Here is a 17,525-nt window from a genome sequence, read left to right as displayed (position 1 = left end):
GAAATTTTCTTCATCCTTTAGTTTTTTTACATAAACATGCTTACTCCAGGTCCAATTGGTAATCCTAAATAAGTCCATGCAACGAACATTATTGTCCATCCAATTAAGAATACAATAGAGTATGGTAGCATCATAGCAATGATAGTTCCAATTCCCATTGATCCCTCTTTTTCCTCATATTTAGAAGCAAAACCAACTATGATTGGGAAGTAAGACATTAATGGAGATATAATGTTAGTAGTCGAATCTCCAATTCTGTATGCTAATTGAGTATATTCAGGAGTTAATCCTAGTTCAACAAACATAGGAATGAATACTGGAGATAGCATTAACCATTTAGAAGAAGCTCCTCCGATAAATAGGTTAACAAACGCAGTTAAGAAGATTAATCCAACCGCAGCCCAGATTCCAGAAATTCCTAAATCTTTTAATACATCAGCAAGCTTAACAGCTATAACAATTCCGATGTTTGATTTTGAGAAAACATAAACGAATTGTGCAGAAACGAATATGATAACTAAAACTTGTCCACAAGAAGCCATAGCTTTAGTCATAGCTTTGATAACATCTTTGTGTGATTTAACTGTTTTAGCAGCAATACCGTAAGCTAATCCTGGAATAAAGAATGCAAGCATTAAGATATATACGATAGAATCACTGAAGAATGGTTTTAAAATTTCCATTGTACCAGGTTCTCTGTTGTTAGCAGCTATAAACTTTGTAACCTCTTCTGAAGTTAATCTGAATACTGCATTTTCAGGTAGTACCATTGCAAGTATTAAAGCTATAAAAGCAATTGTAGCAAAACCAGCAGCTCTTAACCCTTTTTTCTCTTCAGGGGTAATTTGATCATTTAAATTAACATCATCTTTTGGTCCTTTGTATTCACCTAATCTAGGTTCAACAATTTTATCAGTAATCCATGCTCCAACAAATGTAATTAAGAATGTAGAAGCAAACATGAAGAAGAAGTTAGCTGTAGGAGTAACTGAATATCCTGGTAAAACGATCTGCGCAGCCGTAGTAGTAATTCCTCCAAGTAGTGGATCAGTAGTTCCTATCAAAAGATTAGCTGAGAATCCACCAGAAACTCCGGCAAATGCAGCGGCTATTCCAGCAAGTGGATGTCTTCCGAATGATAAGAAGATAACAGCACCAAGTGGAATAAGAACAACGTATCCTGCATCTGATGCAATATTTGACATAACTCCAGCAAAAACAACAATAGCAGAAACTAGTTGTCTAGGAGTCGAAATAACAATCTTTTTAATAATAGAGTTTAGTAAACCTGTTCCTTCGGCTAATCCAACTCCAAGCATAGCAACAACGATTGAACCAAGTGCAGCATGACCTGTAAAGTTAGTAACTGTTGTACCAAAAATTGCTCTAATACCGCTTCTAGTTAGAAGGTTTTGAACATAAGTCGTTTTTTCAATAACTTGACCTGTTGCTCTTGAGATTTCTTTATAGTTAACAGAAACCCCCATTGACGAAAGAATCATAGAAAAGATAATTGTTACCACAAAGAAACCGAAGAACATCGCAACTGGATGAGGTAACTTGTTTCCTGTAACTTCAACAAAGTTTAGGAATTTTTCAAAAAAGCTCATTTTTTTTGTAGAATTTGTAGACATTTTTTCCTCCCTAATAATAAAGTGTCATAATGGAATAATTGTATAAATTGAAAATTTTTTTTCACAATTTCCATTTATGAAATATATTGAGTCTATTGATGTGGTATAGGCTCAACTGATTTTAACATAGATTGTATTATAAATCAATACAATTTTTTCAAAAAAAATTAAAAAAACGCATTTATTTTAAAAAATAGATGCGTTTTAAAAACTATAAGTTTATAAATAAAACAATTATTTAGAAAAAAGGCTAGCGTTTTCACCTGCAATCTTACCAAAAACAGTAATGTCAACCACAGCATTTCCACCTAATCTATTGCTTCCGTGTACTCCACCAGTAACTTCACCTGCAGCAAAAAGTCCAGGAATTGGCTCGTTATTAGATAGAACTTCAGCTTTATCATTTATTTTGATTCCACCCATAGTATGATGAACAGCAGGAGCCACCTCAACACTATAGAAAGGACCTTGATTTAATACAGTTGGTAAACTTTGTCTATTGAATTCAGAATCGTTTGCTTTTTTTACACTTTCGTTATATTTAGTGAATGTTTTCTCTAATTCTTTGGCTGAAATATCCAACTTTTCAGCAAGTTCTTTCAGAGAATCTCCTTTAACTAAGTAACCTTTTTTATCATAACTATCAATAGCTTTTAAACTATTTTTAACAGTTTCATCAAACATAAGGAAAGCACTTCCACCCTTTTGATCAAGTTCAGCTTTAGAAACAACATCTCTAGTATCTAATTCATTAACAAATCTTTTACCATCTCTATTGACAAGAATAGCACCATTACCTCTAACAGCTTCTGTTATCATAACACTGTTAGTAGGAATAACAGTTGGGTGAGTTTGAATTTGATCCATATCAACAAAGTCAACATTTAATTCTTTAGCCATAGTAATACCGTCACCAGTAGCTCCCTTATGATTTGTTGTTCCAAATCCTTCTAGAGATTGAACATATTCAACAATCATATCAGAGTTTGCACCAAAACCTCCAGTAGCAATTACAACAGATTTTGAATTAATAGTATACTTTTCTCCATTTGTAGCTTTAACGATAATTCCTCTAATAGCTTCACCGTCATATACCAGAGATTCTGCAAAAGTTGAAAGTCTGATATCTACACCAGAATTTTTAGCAGTTTTAGAAAGTGCAGCAATCATATCAGGTCCTACAGGTGCGCCTCCAGTTGGTCTATGAGTTCTATCAACACTCTGTCCACCCATTCTACCAAGATCTGTTAAATCAGCACCTTTAGAAATTAGCCAATCTACAATTTCAGCAGAAGAGTTAGCCATTTTTGTAACTAAATTTTTATTGTTAGTATTTTTTCCACCTTTCATAGTATCTTCTATAAAGATATTAACAGAATCTTTGATACCTTTATTTTTTTGGATAGAAGTCTCAGCAGCATTAAGTCCTCCAGTTGCATAATTAGTATTTCCACCTAAAATAGCGGCTTTTTCTACTAAAATAACTTCTGCTCCATTATCTTTAGCAGCGATAGCAGCAGTAAGACCAGCACCTCCACCACCAATTACTACAACATCAGTTGTAACATCATTATATGTAATAACTTTCTTTTCTCTACTAGTAAGCTTTGCTCCCGATTCTTTGACAGCTCTGTCAATGGCTCTTTTTAAACCAACACTAGTAGAAGTAGCTCCTGCTACATTATCTACTTTGATAGATTGAGTTTCAATAATATCTGCAATAATTGAGTTCATTCCATCTTTTGTAAAGCTACTTTCTTTCTCCTCTAAAACTTCAATATTTTTAATTTCATTGTCAATAATATTTACTTTGACTTTAATATCTCCATTATAACCTTTTGCTGTAGAAATAAATTCTTTTCCGTAAGTTAATGTTGTTGTTAGAAATAAAGAAGTTAAAAGACTAATATATTTTTTGTTAAAAAATTTCATAAAACACCCCTCCTAATTATTCATTTGTGTAATAATACTAATATACAGTAGTTATATTGTAAAGTATAAGTGATTAAAAATCAAGTTATATATAATAAAAAATGACGAAAAGTACATATTTCGTCATTTTTTTTGTTTAAACTATTTTTTTTCCATGGTATTCAGTATTTGGTATTAAGTTATTTATATAATTAAAATTATCTTTTGTAACACCACCGCAAACGATAATTTTAATTTTGTCTTCAGCGATTTTAATAAGTGAATTCAAAAGCAAAGCACCTTCATGTGCTGTCGCTTTTTTACCAGATGTTAAAATTCTATCAACCCCTAATTTAGCTAAATTTAGAATTTCATTTTCAGGATTTTCTATTTCATCGATAGCTTTATGAAAAGTTACACTCATAGGTTTCGCTAAAGTCACAAGTTCTTCTAAAAGTTTGTAATCGATTTTATTATCCTCGGTAAGAACTCCAAAAACTACTCCAAGAACTCCAAGTTCTTTGCATATTTTGATATCTTCTTTCATGATTTCAATTTCATCACAAGAATACACAAAATTACCACCTCTAGGTCTAATCATAACAAAGCTAGGAATTGCTAACTCTCTAATTTTTTTAATGGTTCCATAAGATGGAGTTGTTCCACCTTCATAAAGATTTTCACAAAGTTCGATTCTATTAGCACCATTCTTTATTGCAATGACAGCTTCTGAATAAGATCCTACACAGGCCTCTAAAATAACAGGAGACTTTAAAATCTCTATTTTATCATTAGGAGAAATTTCTCCTCCTTTTATTACTTTTGCAAAGACACCTTCACGAGGCATAATACAATCACCAACTCTATAATAGATTTTACAGTGATGATGACATTGTTTACCTTTTTGAGTTATTTCTAATAAAGATTCTCCAATTTTTAAAATAGATCCAACGGCTAGATTTTTTAAATCAATATCTTGAATAATTAAATTTTCTCCAAAAGCTCCAAAATCAACATTTCCCCCTTTTTTATTAAAATCTTCAATTTTTTCGATTTCTAATAAACTAATTTGTCTATGCCAATTTCCAGCATGAGCATCTTTTTCTAGTCCAAAATTTTCAATTAGAACTCCTTTCTCAACGATTTTTTTTTCAGTTCCCTTGTTTTCGCTAATACAAATAGCAATAAGCTTTCCCATTTTATCCTCCTATTTCGTTCATCCCTTTTGTTTCAATATTTTCAACAGTTTCTAGAGAGTTCATTTTATGTTCCTTAGGTTTTTTACTATAAATAGCTGCTTCTATAATTTCGGCCAATTCTTTGATAGATATATTTTTTCTAAGGTATTGAAGCAAATCAATGCCCTCGTTATAATGTAAACAAAGTTTTAAAAATCCACTAGATGTGACTCTGATACGATTGCATTTATCACAGAATCTATTTGATAGAGGACTTATAAAGCCGATTTCTCCTAAAAAATTAGGAATTTTATAGTATGTTGCAGGTCCATCTGTAGATTCGTTTGAGTTTACTAGAAGTTCATAGGTCTGTTTTATAAATGATATAATTTCAGAGTTCTTCATAGAGGTGAATTTTTTACCTTCACCTATAGGCATTAGTTCAATAAATCTAACTCCAATATTTAAATTTCTAGTTAAATTGACAAAATCTAAAATTTCATCGTCATTAATTCCCTTCATAATAACAACATTCAATCGAACTCTTTCAAAATTCATTTCGGAAATTTTTTTTATGGTTTCAAAAACTTTATCGAAATCTCCTCCACGAGTTATTTCACTATATTTTTTTTTATTCAAACTATCTAGACTTATATTGATTCTATTGAGTCCGTTCTCTTCAAACTCGTTTAGATTTTCTAAAAGGTTGAATCCGTTTGTAGTGATAGCTATTTTTTCTATTCCTTGGATTTTATTAATTTTTTTTAAAATTTCAGGAAAATCTTTTCTGACTAAAGGTTCTCCACCTGTGATTCTAATTTTTTTAATTCCAATTAAAGAAAATGCCTCAACAATTTTTTGAATGTCATCACTACTAAGCAGAGTTGAAGACTTTGAAAAACTATTAGGGTTTTCAGGAAGGCAGTATTGACATCTTAAATTACAGTTATCTGTAATAGAAAGTCTTAAATAATTGATTCGTCTGTTACTTCTATCTAACATGGCTCTCTACTCCTTAAAATATTAATTTTCGTAAGATTTTTTGAACTCAATTTTAGCATTTAGAAACTCTTCCATTTCTTGTAAAAGTTGGAATAAAGTAGCTCTATTTTCAAATTCAGCTCTAGTTTTTGGTAGTGGAAAATTTGAAAAAAGTTCTTTCAACTCTTTATGTTCTTTGATAAGAGGAGTTGTGTTTTTATCAATCTCAATATTCTCAGCAACCTTTGAAACAAACTCTGCAATAATAAGACTGTATTCATGAGTGATATATAATCTTTTAAAGCACGTTCTCATTCTTGTTAGTATTCTATATTGTCTTCTTCTCATAGAGAAAAAATTTAGATTTTCATTACATTTATCAAAAAGAGAGTTGTCATAATCCAATAAAGAAAATTTTCTTCCCTCTTCTATTGTAGCTTTTAAAGTACGGAAATTTTTATCTTCATTAACAGAAACACAACTACATCTTAAGCTTTCTGCAATATCAATTAAAATTGTTTTAATAATATTATCAACTTTTAATTTTATAGAGTCGATAGCTTTAGAATTTGTAGGCATATAAAGGTTAAGTAAATTTCCAACAGATAAACCAAGTATTAATACATAAAATTCATTTAATAAAAAATCAATCGAAATCGATTTTTCACTTAAAATATGAGTGGCTAAAACAGTAGTCACTAGAAAACCTTGAACTATTCTAAATTTCATACAAAGAGGCATGAAAAGGAGAATGAATACCCCCAGTGTGATATACTGATATCCTAAAAAAGATGAAAGTAAAATAAATAGAGACATTCCTAATATTACTGCTAAAAATCTTTCGATAGTGATTTTGATACTATCATTTTTAGTTGCTTGAATAGAAATAATAGCAATTATACTTGCAGTCAATCCATATTTTATTCCGAAATAATCAGCAAGATAATAGGATAAGAAAGAAGCCAAAGCTGTTTTTAAAACTTTATGATCAAAATATTTAAACATTAAATCCTCCCGCAGTTTGTTGTTCATATATAAATTATATATAAAAAAATGAAAAATATCAAAGTAAAATCCATAAAAAAAAATACCTCAAGCAAATTGATGAGGTATTTTAAAAAATAAATATTAAATATTGAAGAATATATCTATTGTTTCATCATCTGGTTTTTCTCCCAAATAAGAACCTATTATAAAAATAATTAAGCTCATAAAAATAACAGGAACAATTTGATGTAAGCCAGAGAAAGATATTTTGAAAACAGAGAAGTATATAAATGAAGCAACTCCGAATATCATAGATGAAATAGCACCAATCGCATTGGCTCTTTTCCAATATAATCCCATAATAATAGGACAGAAGAAGGCGGCTTCTTGGCCAGCAAGAGCAAATAGATTTATCCAAACAAGTAACTCAGGTGGATCAAGTGCTAATAGGAAAACAATAATTCCAACAAATAGTGATGTGAACAGTGAAAGTTTTTTCACTTTAATATCACTAGGATTTGGATTGATGTAGTTAATATATAAATCTTTTACAATAGTAGCTGATGAAAGAATTAAGAATGAATCAACAGTTGACATAATAGCAGCAAGAGGTCCACCTATAAATACACCGGCTAAGATAGGATGTAAATTAGAAATAGCCAAAGTTGGAATAATTTTATCTCCAATTTGTACTCCAGGAAGAATAGCGGCTCCCATAACTCCTATAAGATGCATAATCAACATAAGAATTCCAACAACAGATGTTCCAATAATCATAGCATTATGCATAGATTTACTATCTTTAAATCCCATACATCTAACTGATGTAGCAGGGAGACCAAGAATAGCTACTCCAACAAGCATCCAGAAAGATAGGATGAACGGCTTAGCAATTGCCCCACCAGCATCAGGAGTTAAAAGAGCTGGATTAGTTTGTTCGATAGTTCTCATAATATTTTCCATCCCACCCCCAACTTTAAGCATAGTAAAGAACAATATAGCTGAAGCAATAAGCATAACCCCGCCTTGTATGGCATCGGTTAAAGCAACAGCTCTAAAACCACCAATAGTAGTGTATGTGATTATAACCACAGAGAATATAATTAATCCGACCATATATGGTAGACCAGTAACACTTTCAAACAATCTTGCTCCTCCAACAAAGTTAGCTACAATTGTTCCTATGAAAAATATAAGCATAATAACTGAACCTAAAATAACGACGATATCATTTTTGTATCTAGCTCTTAATAAATCAGTAATAGTTAGACCACCAATTTTTCTTGAGATTATAGCTAGACGCTTTCCTAAAATACCTAAAGTAAGAAAAGCTGTAGGAGTTTGGATACAAGCTAAAAGAACCCATCCTAATCCCATTTTGTAGGCAACTCCAGGTCCACCGATAAACGAACTAGCTCCGATATAAGTAGCTATGATTGTCATTGCTAAGACAAAACCACCCATATTTCTACTTCCGATGAAATATTCTTCCATAAAATCAACACTACCACTATTTTTTATTTTATTAACTTTCCAAGCAACCCCCAACATTAAACAAAGATACAAAATAATCGGTAAAAGTATAAGCATTAAAAACCCTCCTAATCTAAATCAACGTCTTTGAAAAAGCACTTTACGGCTATAAAAACTAGAATGTTAATTACAACCAATCCTAAAACACATGAATAGAAAAACCAACTAGGTAATCCTAAAATAAATTTGTTATTTTCTGCTTTGTAAATATAAGCAAAATAATACCACCAGCAAAAATAAAAGACATAAAGAAGAACAGTAATAAGAGCTTCTTTGTTGATTTGACTAATATTTTTTCTCATTATAAAAACCTCCCTATAAAAAATAAATAATATAAAAAAAGAGAGCACATAATGCTCTCTTAGATAACTATTGTCTTTCGCTTTTTAACTTTTCAGCCATAGCTTTTGCAATATTTTCTAATCTTTTTTGATCCTCTGGAGTAGGCTCTCCTTTAGCTTCTACAGATTCAGCAATAATTTCTAGTCCTGGAAGAGCGTCAGCAAAAGATTGGATACCTCTTACTCCACCACCGCTCCATAACATATTTCCAAAAATTCCAAGATATCTATTTTTTAAACCGTAGTTTTTTAATTTATGTAAAAGTCCTTGTAAAACAGGATAAACATCATTGTTATGTGCTGCAGATCCAATAATAAGCCCTTTGTACTTCCAAATATCGCTAATAATGTAAGAGTGATCAGTTTTTGAAGCATCATAGATTTTTATATTTTTGATTCCGTTCCAAGAAAGTTCTCTTGCAATAACGTTTGCCATTTTAGCTGTTGTACCATAAAGTGTTCCATAAACAATAACAACTCCCTCTTCTTCAGGAGTAAAGCTAGCCCAGTTAGCAAAGTGGTTTATAACTACAGAGATATCTTTTCTCCATAGAATACCATGAGAAGGACATATATATTTTATTTCAAGTCCACCCAATTTTTTGATTGCATTTAAAACTTGAGGACCGTATTTACCAACGATGTTAGCATAGTATCTTCTCATTTCATCCTCATAGAAAGAGAAGTTGATTTCATCGTCAAAGATTCCACCATCTAAAGTTCCGAAACTTCCAAAGGCATCATTTGAGAATAAAATTTTATCTGTGATATCATATGTAACCATTGATTCAGGCCAGTGAACCATAGGTACCATAGCGAATGTTAAAGTATGATGTCCTAAGCTCAGTGTATCTCCTTCTTTTATGCATATGAATTTTGTTTCATCAAAATCAGGTATAAAAGCTTTAATCATTTTTAAAGTGATTACGTTACCGATAACTTTTGCTTCTGGGAAGTATGCCATAACTTCACCAAGAGATCCAGAGTGATCAGGTTCCATGTGATTAACAATAATGTAATCAAGTGATTTTCCTTTTAAAATTCCATTTATTTTTTCGATAAATAATCCAGCAGTAGAGAAATCAACTGTATCTATAATACAAGTTTTCTCGTCGTTTATTAGATATGAGTTATAAGCAACACCTTGCGGTAATGGCAAATAATTTTCAAATCTTTCAGTTTTTCTATCGTTAGTTCCAATCCAGAAAACTTTTTCTGTAATAGGCGCATGATAATGCATATTTTCCTCCTTGATATTTTAGTCTATATTAAGTGATTATATTCTAATCTAAAACTGCTAAAAATTCAACTATATTTGTAAAAATAAACAATAATTAAATATAGGTTAACAAAAACTATACAAAAAAAATATAAAAAGTACATAGAAAGATATTAAAAATTTAGAAAAAGTAAAAAAAGTTTTACGAAAATAAGAAGTGGTGATATAATCAAGTAAAAGTTAGAAGTGATATGTATTTATAATTTATTATAAATATTTATTATCAAGGAGGACTAAATGAATCCAATATTTTTACAGATAGGAAGTTTCAAATTGAGCTACTATGGATTGTGTTATGCAATAGCTTTTTTTGTAGGAATAGAGCTTTTAAAAAAAGAGGCTGAAAAAAAAGGTTTATCTAAGGCATTAGTAGAAGATTATGCTTTTGTTGCTATGATTTCAGGACTTTTAGGTGGAAGATTATATTATGTTTTATTTAACTTCTCTTACTATTTAGATTATCCTATGGATATTTTAGCTGTTTGGAAGGGTGGAATGGCTATTCATGGAGGAATCTTAGGTGGATTTATAGGAACACTGATATACGCACATAGAAAGAAGCTAAATGCCTTTTTATTAGGTGATATGGTAGCACCATTGCTTTTATTGGGACAAGGTATAGGACGGTTTGGAAATTTAGCAAATGGAGAAGTTCATGGAGTTCCAACGTTTACTCCGCTAAATATAATTTTTAAGCTAAAACCTAGTTTTAATGAATGGTATAGTTACTATAATACTCTAAGTTTATCAGATAAAGCAGGATACAAGGAGTTAGTTCCCTGGGGACTGGTATTTCCAACAAGCTCACCAGCAGGTTCTGAATTTCCGAATTTGCCATTACATCCCGCAATGCTGTATGAAGCAGGATTAAATTTTGCAGGATTTATATTTTTATATTTTTATATGAGAAATAAAAATTATGCAACGGGAACAATCTGGTGGACATATATAATAATTTATAGTATAAATAGAATAGTAGTAAGCTTTTTTAGAGCTGAAGATTTAATGTTGCTAGGAGTTAGAGCACCACATATAGTGAGTTTTGTGATGTTGATGATTGCGGCAGTAATTATAATAGTTATTAATAAAAAGTCAAGGAGTGATAAAAAATGAAAAAAATTTTAGGAATACTATTGATGTTTACAGTTTTATTTGGAGGATGTTCAAGTTTAACAACTAAAAATAAAAGATTAGTAGGAAGAGAATATATACTTATTCAAGAGAATTCTATTCCTAATGTTTTAATAGGTTTTGATGAACATAACTTCTACGGCTTCTCAGGATTGAATAACTATTTTGGAAGATATGAGAAAAAAGGGAATAGAATAAAGTTTGAAAAACTTGGAGCAACATTGATGGCAGGTTCAGATAAAGTTATGAAAATGGAAAGTGAGTACTTAGAAAAATTAGATTTAGTACAATCATTTACTGTAGAAAATGATATTTTAACATTAAACCTGAAAGATGGAACTAGTTTAAAATTTAAAGAAAATAAAATGGTTGACAAAAAATTAAAATAATAATATAATCAAATATCAAAATAAAATAAATATATCCAAGGAGAAAAAATAATTTTTTTCCTATAAAAGATTGGATTTAGTTAAGGCGAAATTTTTTTTTTCGCCTTTTTTTTTTCGATTTTATAATTTGAATGGAGGATATTTAATGAAAAGAACTAAGTATGTATTTGTAACTGGTGGGGTTGTTTCATCTTTAGGAAAGGGAATAACTGCAGCATCTTTAGGAAGATTATTGAAGGAAAGAGGATATAGTGTAACTATTCAAAAGTTTGATCCATATATAAATGTAGATCCAGGAACAATGAATCCATATGAGCATGGGGAAGTATTTGTAACTGTAGATGGAGCTGAAACAGATTTAGACTTAGGGCACTATGAAAGATTTTTAGATGAAAATCTAACAAGATATAATAATATAACAACAGGAAGAATTTACCAATCTGTTATAAATAAAGAGAGAAAAGGTGAATATTTAGGTAAAACTGTTCAAGTAATTCCTCATATAACTAATGAAATAAAATCTAAGATAGAGTTAGTTGGAAAAGAGAGTGGATCAGATATTGTTATAACAGAGATAGGTGGAACAGTAGGGGATATAGAATCAACACCATTTTTAGAAGCAATTAGACAATTTAAATATGATGTTGGAAGAGAAAATGTTTTATATATTCATGTGACTTTAGTTCCATATTTAAAAGCTGCTGGAGAGTTAAAAACAAAACCTTCTCAACATTCTGTGAAAGAGCTGATGAGTTTAGGAATAAGGCCAGATATTTTAGTTTGTAGAACAGAGCATCCAATAAACTCTGATTTAAAGAGAAAGTTATCGATGTTTTGTGATATAGATCCAGAGGCAGTAATAGAAGCTCCAGATGCTAAGACAATTTATGAAGTTCCTCTAATAATGGAGGAGAACGGACTAGCAGATGTAGCTTGTAAAAAATTAGGAATTGAAAATAGAGAACCAGATCTTGGAAATTGGAAAGAGATTGTAAAAAGTATAAAGCATCCAAAAGATAAGGTGAAATTAGCCGTTGTAGGTAAGTATATTGAATTGAAAGATGCATATATAAGTATAAATGAATCGATAGAACATGCAGCTTATAATTTAGGATTAAAAGCAGATATTCATTATGTTCAAGCTGAGGATTTAGATGCAGAATCGTTAAGAGAATTTAATGGAATTTTAATACCTGGTGGATTTGGAGATAGAGGAGTTCAAGGTAAAATTGACGCAATAAACTTTGCTAGAGAAAATAAGATTCCGTTTTTAGGAATATGTTTAGGAATGCAAACTGCAGTTATAGAGTTTTCGAGAAATGTATTAGGAATGAAAGATGCAAATTCAACAGAGTTTGATAAAACTAGTAAACATCCAGTTATAGATATTTTACCGGATCAAAAAGATATAAAAAATCTTGGAGGAACAATGAGATTAGGAGTATATCCGTGTAAAATAGAGAAGAATAGTTTAGCATATGAGCTTTATAAAGAGGAGCTTATTTATGAGAGACATAGACATAGATTTGAATTTAATAATGAATTTAAAGAGATCATTCAAGAAAAAGGATTAAAGATATCTGGGTCATCACCAGATGGAACATTAGCAGAGATAGTAGAACTGTCAAAAGATTTACACCCATTCTTTATAGCAGGGCAGTTCCATCCAGAGTTTAAAAGTAGACCTGGGAAACCGCACCCACTATTTTTAGGGTTTGTAGAAGCTGTGTATAAGCTTGAAAAATCTTTAAAAGATTAATCTAGAGTTAATTTTCTAGAGTTTCCTCTTATATCAACTTCGATGATTTTTTCAATAGAATCATTTCTATGACCGATTAAGTAGTTTGTCATATTAGCAGCAGAACAAGAGTGATTAGGAATGATTTCTATTTTATCACCAATTTTTAGGGCCGAAGGGCCCTCTTTTTTTACTTTCGCCACTTCTTCAGATAATCCAATAATCGTTAATTCAGGATGATTTTTAATGATTCCAAATCCTTTTGTAAGAGAGTTTCCATGAGCACCTTGATCAAGTCCTAGACATTTACTACCACAATCTAAAATATACAAATCTTCAGAGGGATTAGAAATAACTGTAGCAAGAACAGTTAAAGAACACTCCTCCTCTTTAGCGGCCCCTAGAGCTACTTGAATAGCATCAAAGAAAACATAGTTTCCAGGTCTAGAAACAGTTATCTCATCTGATTCGATAGCTTTTTCAAAAGTTGGAGTAGTTCCAGTAGCTACAAATTCTACATTAGCTCCAGCTTCAATTAAAAGATTTTTTGCTAAAGTCATAGTTGTAATCTCTTTTTCTGTAATCTCTTTAACGTGTTCTTTCGAAAAACCGTAAACTTGTCCAGTATGAGTTGAAATACCTTTAAAAACAAGATTCGGATATTTATTTAATGAATTAAGAAGAGAAACTGCATTTTCAGGAGTAACTCCAAATCTATTTAAACCACTATTTATTATAATTTGATAGTTGATTTTAGTATTATTTAATTTTTTTGCTAACTCAGCAGCAGGAATTTCATTGTCAAAAGCAACAAATAATTCACAACATTTATTTAGTTCGATGACTCTTTCTAAGTTGCTATCTCCTATCACAGGATAAGCTAGCATAACTTTTTTAACGCCACTTTTTTTTACAACTGCCTCAGCTTCATCTAGTGTTCCCACAAGAACTCCCTTAGCTCCAGCTTCAATTTGCATTTTAGTGATTTCACTACTTTTATGTGTTTTTAGCATAGGAAATAATTCAACACAATTTTTATCTGCTAAAGTTTGATATTTGGCTATATTTTTTTCTAAAGTATCTAGATTAACTAGAAAACTAGGTGTAGTTAAAGATGATATTTTTTTCATTTTGAACCTCCAATTAAATTTCTAATAGAAATATACAACAAATATTTATTAAAGTCAAACTTTATTTTATCATTTTAATAAATTTAAAATTTATTAAAATGATAAAATAAAGAAGATCATATAAGATCTTCACTTTTAATTATATGAGCTCCTTTTTGTTTCATCTCATCAAATGCAAGTTTTGAATCGTCAGAAGATAAATTAACTCCTCTACAAGCATCTTCAATAACATTAACCTTAAATTTTAGATCAAGGGCATCTAAAACAGTATATTTAACACAATAATCTGTAGCTAATCCCAATATAAATAGTTCGGTTATATTGTGTGTTTTTAGAAGATGAAAGAGGTCAGTTTTTTTTAATTTTCCATTGTCGAAAAATCCACTGTAAGAATCAATTTCAGGATCAGTTCCTTTATAAATAATATTTTTTATTTCTATAAGGTCAGAATGAAATTCAGAACCAAAACTATTTTGAACACAATGCTGAGGCCACCAAATTTGAGGAAGATTATTTAAAATTCCAATTTCTCCAATATTACCACCAGAGTTTATAGCAAAGCTTTTGTGATTACTTGGATGCCAATCTTTTGTTCCAATAACTAGAAGATTATTTCTATAAAAATAATCAATAAGTTTATTTGTTACAGGAATAATTTCATTTGAATTTTTAACTTCAAGACTACCACCTTCACAAAAATCATTTTGAATATCAACAACAATAAGTGCTTTCATTAGTTCCTCCACTATAAATTTATTTTGAATAGTATAACAGTAAAAAAATGAAATGTAAATTAAAAACAACTTGGAAAAAGGAATTCTATTTGTTATTATTGTATATAGAGATATGAAACAAATATATGAGGAGGGGAATATGAACGTAATATTAGGGATATCATTTTTTATATTAGGAAGTTTAGCTGTTTATATATTCCAAAAGAAAAGATTTAAAAAAATGACAGAGGAAGATTTTGTTTGTGAGGTTGTTCAAAAAGCATTTTTGAAAGAGAAGCTATCAGATCATAATGAACATAACTTAGTTAGAGCTTTATTGAAAAGTGATGCCTTTATAAAAGATTTATCATTAACTGCAAAATTTAAAGGGATGATAGTGGGATATATTCTATTTACTAAAGTTAAAGTTGGAGATGAAACTCTTTTAACACTTGCATCACTAGCAGTACTACCAAGATTCCAGAAGAAAGGAATTGGAAAAAGCTTAATTGAAAAAGGACATAAAATAGCTAAAGATTTAGGCTACAAAGGAATTGTTGTTTTAGGACATGCTGAGTACTATAAAAAATTTGGTTATGAACCAGCTTCAAAGTGGAATATAAAATGTCCATTAGAAGTTCCGGATGAAAACTTTATGGCTATTGAGTTATATCCAGATTCATTAAAAAATATAAATGGAATAGTTGAATATGCCCCAGAATTTGGGATTAAATAAAAAAACGCAAGATTCCTTGCGTTTTTTTATTTAAACTATTTCACAGATTTCATCAAATTGAAGTCTTCTCTCACGAGGATTAAGTGTTTTAGTTTCGTCAAAATATCCTATCGAAAGCAACATTACAACAGTTTTATCCTCATCAATTTCGAAGAGTTCTTTAACCTTATCTTCATTAAAACCAATCATTGGATGAGTATCAACTCCAACATTTTTAGCACAAAGCATTATATTCATAGCGAAAAGAGAAACGTCTCTAACAGCCATGGCATTTCTTTTAACCTCTGTTGGATATAAAACAGTTTCACACATATTAATAAGTTGATTAACTTTTTCTTCGCTCATTCCTAAATCAATTTTAGCATTCCACATAGGGTTATCACGTCCATATCCAAAAGTGTCTCCAACCATTATAAGAGTCATTGCAGCTTCTTTTATTTTAGGTTGAGTACATGCTGAAAACAGTTTTTCTTTAGCTTCAGCAGAGTGAACAGCTATAATTTGCCAAGGTTGCAAATTGAACGCTGACGGAGCTAAAACAGCTTCGTTGATAATCTCTTTAAAAAGTTTTAAATCTAAATCTTTATTTTGATCAAAAAAATTCACGCTTCTTCTGTTAGATACAACATCTTTAAAATTCATATAAACACCTCCAAAAGATACTATATGTATTATACTTAAAAGCTGTAAAAAACCTTTTATTCTTCAACAATAATTCTAGGAATTCTTGAATTTAGTAAAGTGGTATATTCATAGTGATCCATATTAAGGAAAGAGTTACATCTATTAAAATCACGATAAATTTCAACAGAATCTCCCTGTTGTACAGAGTCGTCAATAAGAACAAAAGATGTGTCCATACTAATGTGAACGATAGGGAACTCTTTGTTATTTATGTGACACATAATATTTGTATTATTTTTAGCAAATCCATCTCCATAACCAATTTTAATTTTTCCGACTTTATTAAAGGTTTGAGTATCAATGTTATCTTTTCTTGTATAGCCGATGAAATCTAAAGAGGAAAAATCTTTGATATTGTAGATTGGTCCTGACAAAGTCCAAGATCGCTTGATATTTTCGTCTTCGATTCCAGGATCGAGCATACCTAAGAGACTAATTCCACATCTTACATGAGTCGATCCTTCTCCCAATCCAAGAATTGTAGCTGCACTATTTTGAGAGTGAATAATTTCAAAACGTTCCTTACCTAAAAAATTAATCCAATTAATAAATTCTTTTTGAATTAAAATTATCTCCTCAGGATTTGAACTAAAAAAATGAGTCATAGCACCTTTGAAATGAAGATCATTTTTTATGATAATATTTTTAATTTCATTTAACTCATCTTTTGTAAATCCATTTCGAGCAAACCCGAAGTCGAATTTCAGATGAAGTTGAGAGAAATCTATATCTTTTTCAATCAATTCTTTAAGTTCTGAAAGACTATTTATACACATCTCTAGATTATCATGAGTTTTCAAAAGAGAAAGATTTTCAATTGTTTCAAAAACAAGAATTCTTATATTAGATAGATTTAAAGATAAGATTTCAATAGCTTCAGATTCTCTGGCAACAGCAAAATATGTGCAACCAGCTTCATCTAGAATAGGGACTACTTCTTTTAAACCATGACCATAAGCATTAGCTTTTACAACTGAGATAACCTCTTTCTTTGTAGAGTTTTTAATATAGTTGAAATTATGTATAATATTATTTTTATCAAGTGTTACACGAAAACCGTCTCTGCTCATTTTAAACACCCCTTTTTTATTAATAGTATTGTTACTATTATTACCATATATTCTTTTAAATTACAAAAGAAATATTTTTTCTAAATAAAA

General features: G+C 30.3%; 16 protein-coding genes and 1 pseudogene. 4 read left to right on the top strand and 13 right to left on the bottom strand.

The genetic code is table 11. The features are described 5' to 3' along the window. Positions 1 to 26: 26 nt before the first annotated feature. From L992_RS08870 to L992_RS08835, 9 genes and pseudogenes are all read right to left on the bottom strand, one after another. On the bottom strand, positions 27 to 1,634 hold the full coding sequence (locus L992_RS08870; RefSeq protein WP_047395742.1) for an AbgT family transporter: 1,608 nt from the start codon (positions 1,632 to 1,634) through the stop codon (positions 27 to 29). Positions 1,635 to 1,868: 234 nt separating this feature from the next. After that, positions 1,869 to 3,566, bottom strand: a complete 1,698-nt coding sequence (locus tag L992_RS08865; RefSeq protein WP_047395739.1) for a flavocytochrome c — start codon at positions 3,564 to 3,566, stop codon at positions 1,869 to 1,871. Positions 3,567 to 3,702: 136 nt separating this feature from the next. Further along, on the bottom strand, positions 3,703 to 4,323 hold the full coding sequence (locus tag L992_RS13900) for a copper homeostasis protein CutC (protein WP_047384750.1): 621 nt from the start codon (positions 4,321 to 4,323) through the stop codon (positions 3,703 to 3,705). 12 nt (positions 4,324 to 4,335) lie between these two features. Continuing rightward, a pseudogene (locus L992_RS13895) lies at positions 4,336 to 4,743 on the bottom strand (MOSC domain-containing protein); the annotation flags it as partial. Between the two features lies 1 nt (position 4,744). Next, entirely contained in the window at positions 4,745 to 5,725 is a 981-nt protein-coding gene (gene moaA / locus L992_RS08855) for a GTP 3',8-cyclase MoaA (protein WP_047384738.1), read from the bottom strand. Between the two features lie 21 nt (positions 5,726 to 5,746). Further along, on the bottom strand, positions 5,747 to 6,709 hold the full coding sequence (locus L992_RS08850; protein WP_047384736.1) for an aromatic acid exporter family protein: 963 nt from the start codon (positions 6,707 to 6,709) through the stop codon (positions 5,747 to 5,749). 123 nt (positions 6,710 to 6,832) lie between these two features. Continuing rightward, positions 6,833 to 8,281, bottom strand: a complete 1,449-nt coding sequence (panF, locus tag L992_RS08845; RefSeq protein WP_047384735.1) for a sodium/pantothenate symporter — start codon at positions 8,279 to 8,281, stop codon at positions 6,833 to 6,835. An 11-nt stretch (positions 8,282 to 8,292) separates the two neighbouring features. After that, the gene (locus tag L992_RS08840; protein WP_047384734.1) at positions 8,293 to 8,526 is read right to left on the bottom strand and encodes a YhdT family protein; all 234 of its coding nucleotides are present in this window, start codon (positions 8,524 to 8,526) and stop codon (positions 8,293 to 8,295) included. A 67-nt stretch (positions 8,527 to 8,593) separates the two neighbouring features. Next, positions 8,594 to 9,805 carry an FprA family A-type flavoprotein gene (locus L992_RS08835; RefSeq protein WP_047384733.1) on the bottom strand — a complete coding sequence of 404 codons (1,212 nt, stop codon included), beginning with the start codon at positions 9,803 to 9,805 and terminating at the stop codon, positions 8,594 to 8,596. Positions 9,806 to 10,081: 276 nt separating this feature from the next. Here L992_RS08835 and lgt point away from each other — a divergent pair, with 276 nt between their 5' ends. The 3 genes from lgt (at position 10,082) to L992_RS08820 (ending at position 13,123) form a co-directional block, all read left to right on the top strand. Continuing rightward, the gene (gene lgt / locus L992_RS08830) at positions 10,082 to 10,957 is read left to right on the top strand and encodes a prolipoprotein diacylglyceryl transferase (RefSeq protein WP_047384731.1); all 876 of its coding nucleotides are present in this window, start codon (positions 10,082 to 10,084) and stop codon (positions 10,955 to 10,957) included. Next, positions 10,954 to 11,364 (top strand): META domain-containing protein, encoded by a 411-nt coding sequence (locus tag L992_RS08825; protein WP_052191850.1) that lies wholly within the window; start codon positions 10,954 to 10,956, stop codon positions 11,362 to 11,364. The genes lgt and L992_RS08825 overlap by 4 nt, the downstream gene beginning before the upstream one ends. A 145-nt stretch (positions 11,365 to 11,509) precedes the next feature. Further along, positions 11,510 to 13,123, top strand: coding sequence for a CTP synthase (locus L992_RS08820; protein ID WP_047395736.1), 1,614 nt, complete (start codon positions 11,510 to 11,512; stop codon positions 13,121 to 13,123). Here L992_RS08820 and L992_RS08815 read toward each other — a convergent pair. Beyond that, complete coding sequence (locus L992_RS08815) at positions 13,120 to 14,232, bottom strand: alanine racemase (protein ID WP_047395733.1); 1,113 nt, start codon at positions 14,230 to 14,232, stop codon at positions 13,120 to 13,122. The two genes, L992_RS08820 and L992_RS08815, sit on opposite strands and share 4 nt — an antisense overlap. 116 nt (positions 14,233 to 14,348) lie before the next feature. After that, positions 14,349 to 14,966: a bifunctional nicotinamidase/pyrazinamidase gene (gene pncA, locus L992_RS08810; protein WP_047395730.1), complete on the bottom strand. Its 618-nt coding sequence runs from the start codon at positions 14,964 to 14,966 to the stop codon at positions 14,349 to 14,351. A 139-nt stretch (positions 14,967 to 15,105) separates the two neighbouring features. Here pncA and L992_RS08805 point away from each other — a divergent pair, with 139 nt between their 5' ends. Then, positions 15,106 to 15,681, top strand: a complete 576-nt coding sequence (locus tag L992_RS08805) for a GNAT family N-acetyltransferase (RefSeq protein ID WP_081982810.1) — start codon at positions 15,106 to 15,108, stop codon at positions 15,679 to 15,681. Positions 15,682 to 15,711: 30 nt separating this feature from the next. Here the strand turns inward: L992_RS08805 and L992_RS08800 are convergent, their stop codons facing one another. Continuing rightward, positions 15,712 to 16,323: a nitroreductase family protein gene (locus L992_RS08800; RefSeq protein WP_047384725.1), complete on the bottom strand. Its 612-nt coding sequence runs from the start codon at positions 16,321 to 16,323 to the stop codon at positions 15,712 to 15,714. A gap of 56 nt (positions 16,324 to 16,379) precedes the next feature. Beyond that, the gene (gene alr, locus L992_RS08795; RefSeq protein WP_047395728.1) at positions 16,380 to 17,435 is read right to left on the bottom strand and encodes an alanine racemase; all 1,056 of its coding nucleotides are present in this window, start codon (positions 17,433 to 17,435) and stop codon (positions 16,380 to 16,382) included. Positions 17,436 to 17,525: the final 90 nt, after the last annotated feature.

Origin of the sequence: Cetobacterium sp. ZOR0034, assembly GCF_000799075.1 — a bacterium.
Classification (GTDB): Bacteria; Fusobacteriota; Fusobacteriia; order Fusobacteriales; family Fusobacteriaceae; genus Cetobacterium_A.
The sequence above is the reverse complement of the archived record's forward strand: the minus strand, read 5'-3'. Positions and strand labels throughout refer to the sequence as shown.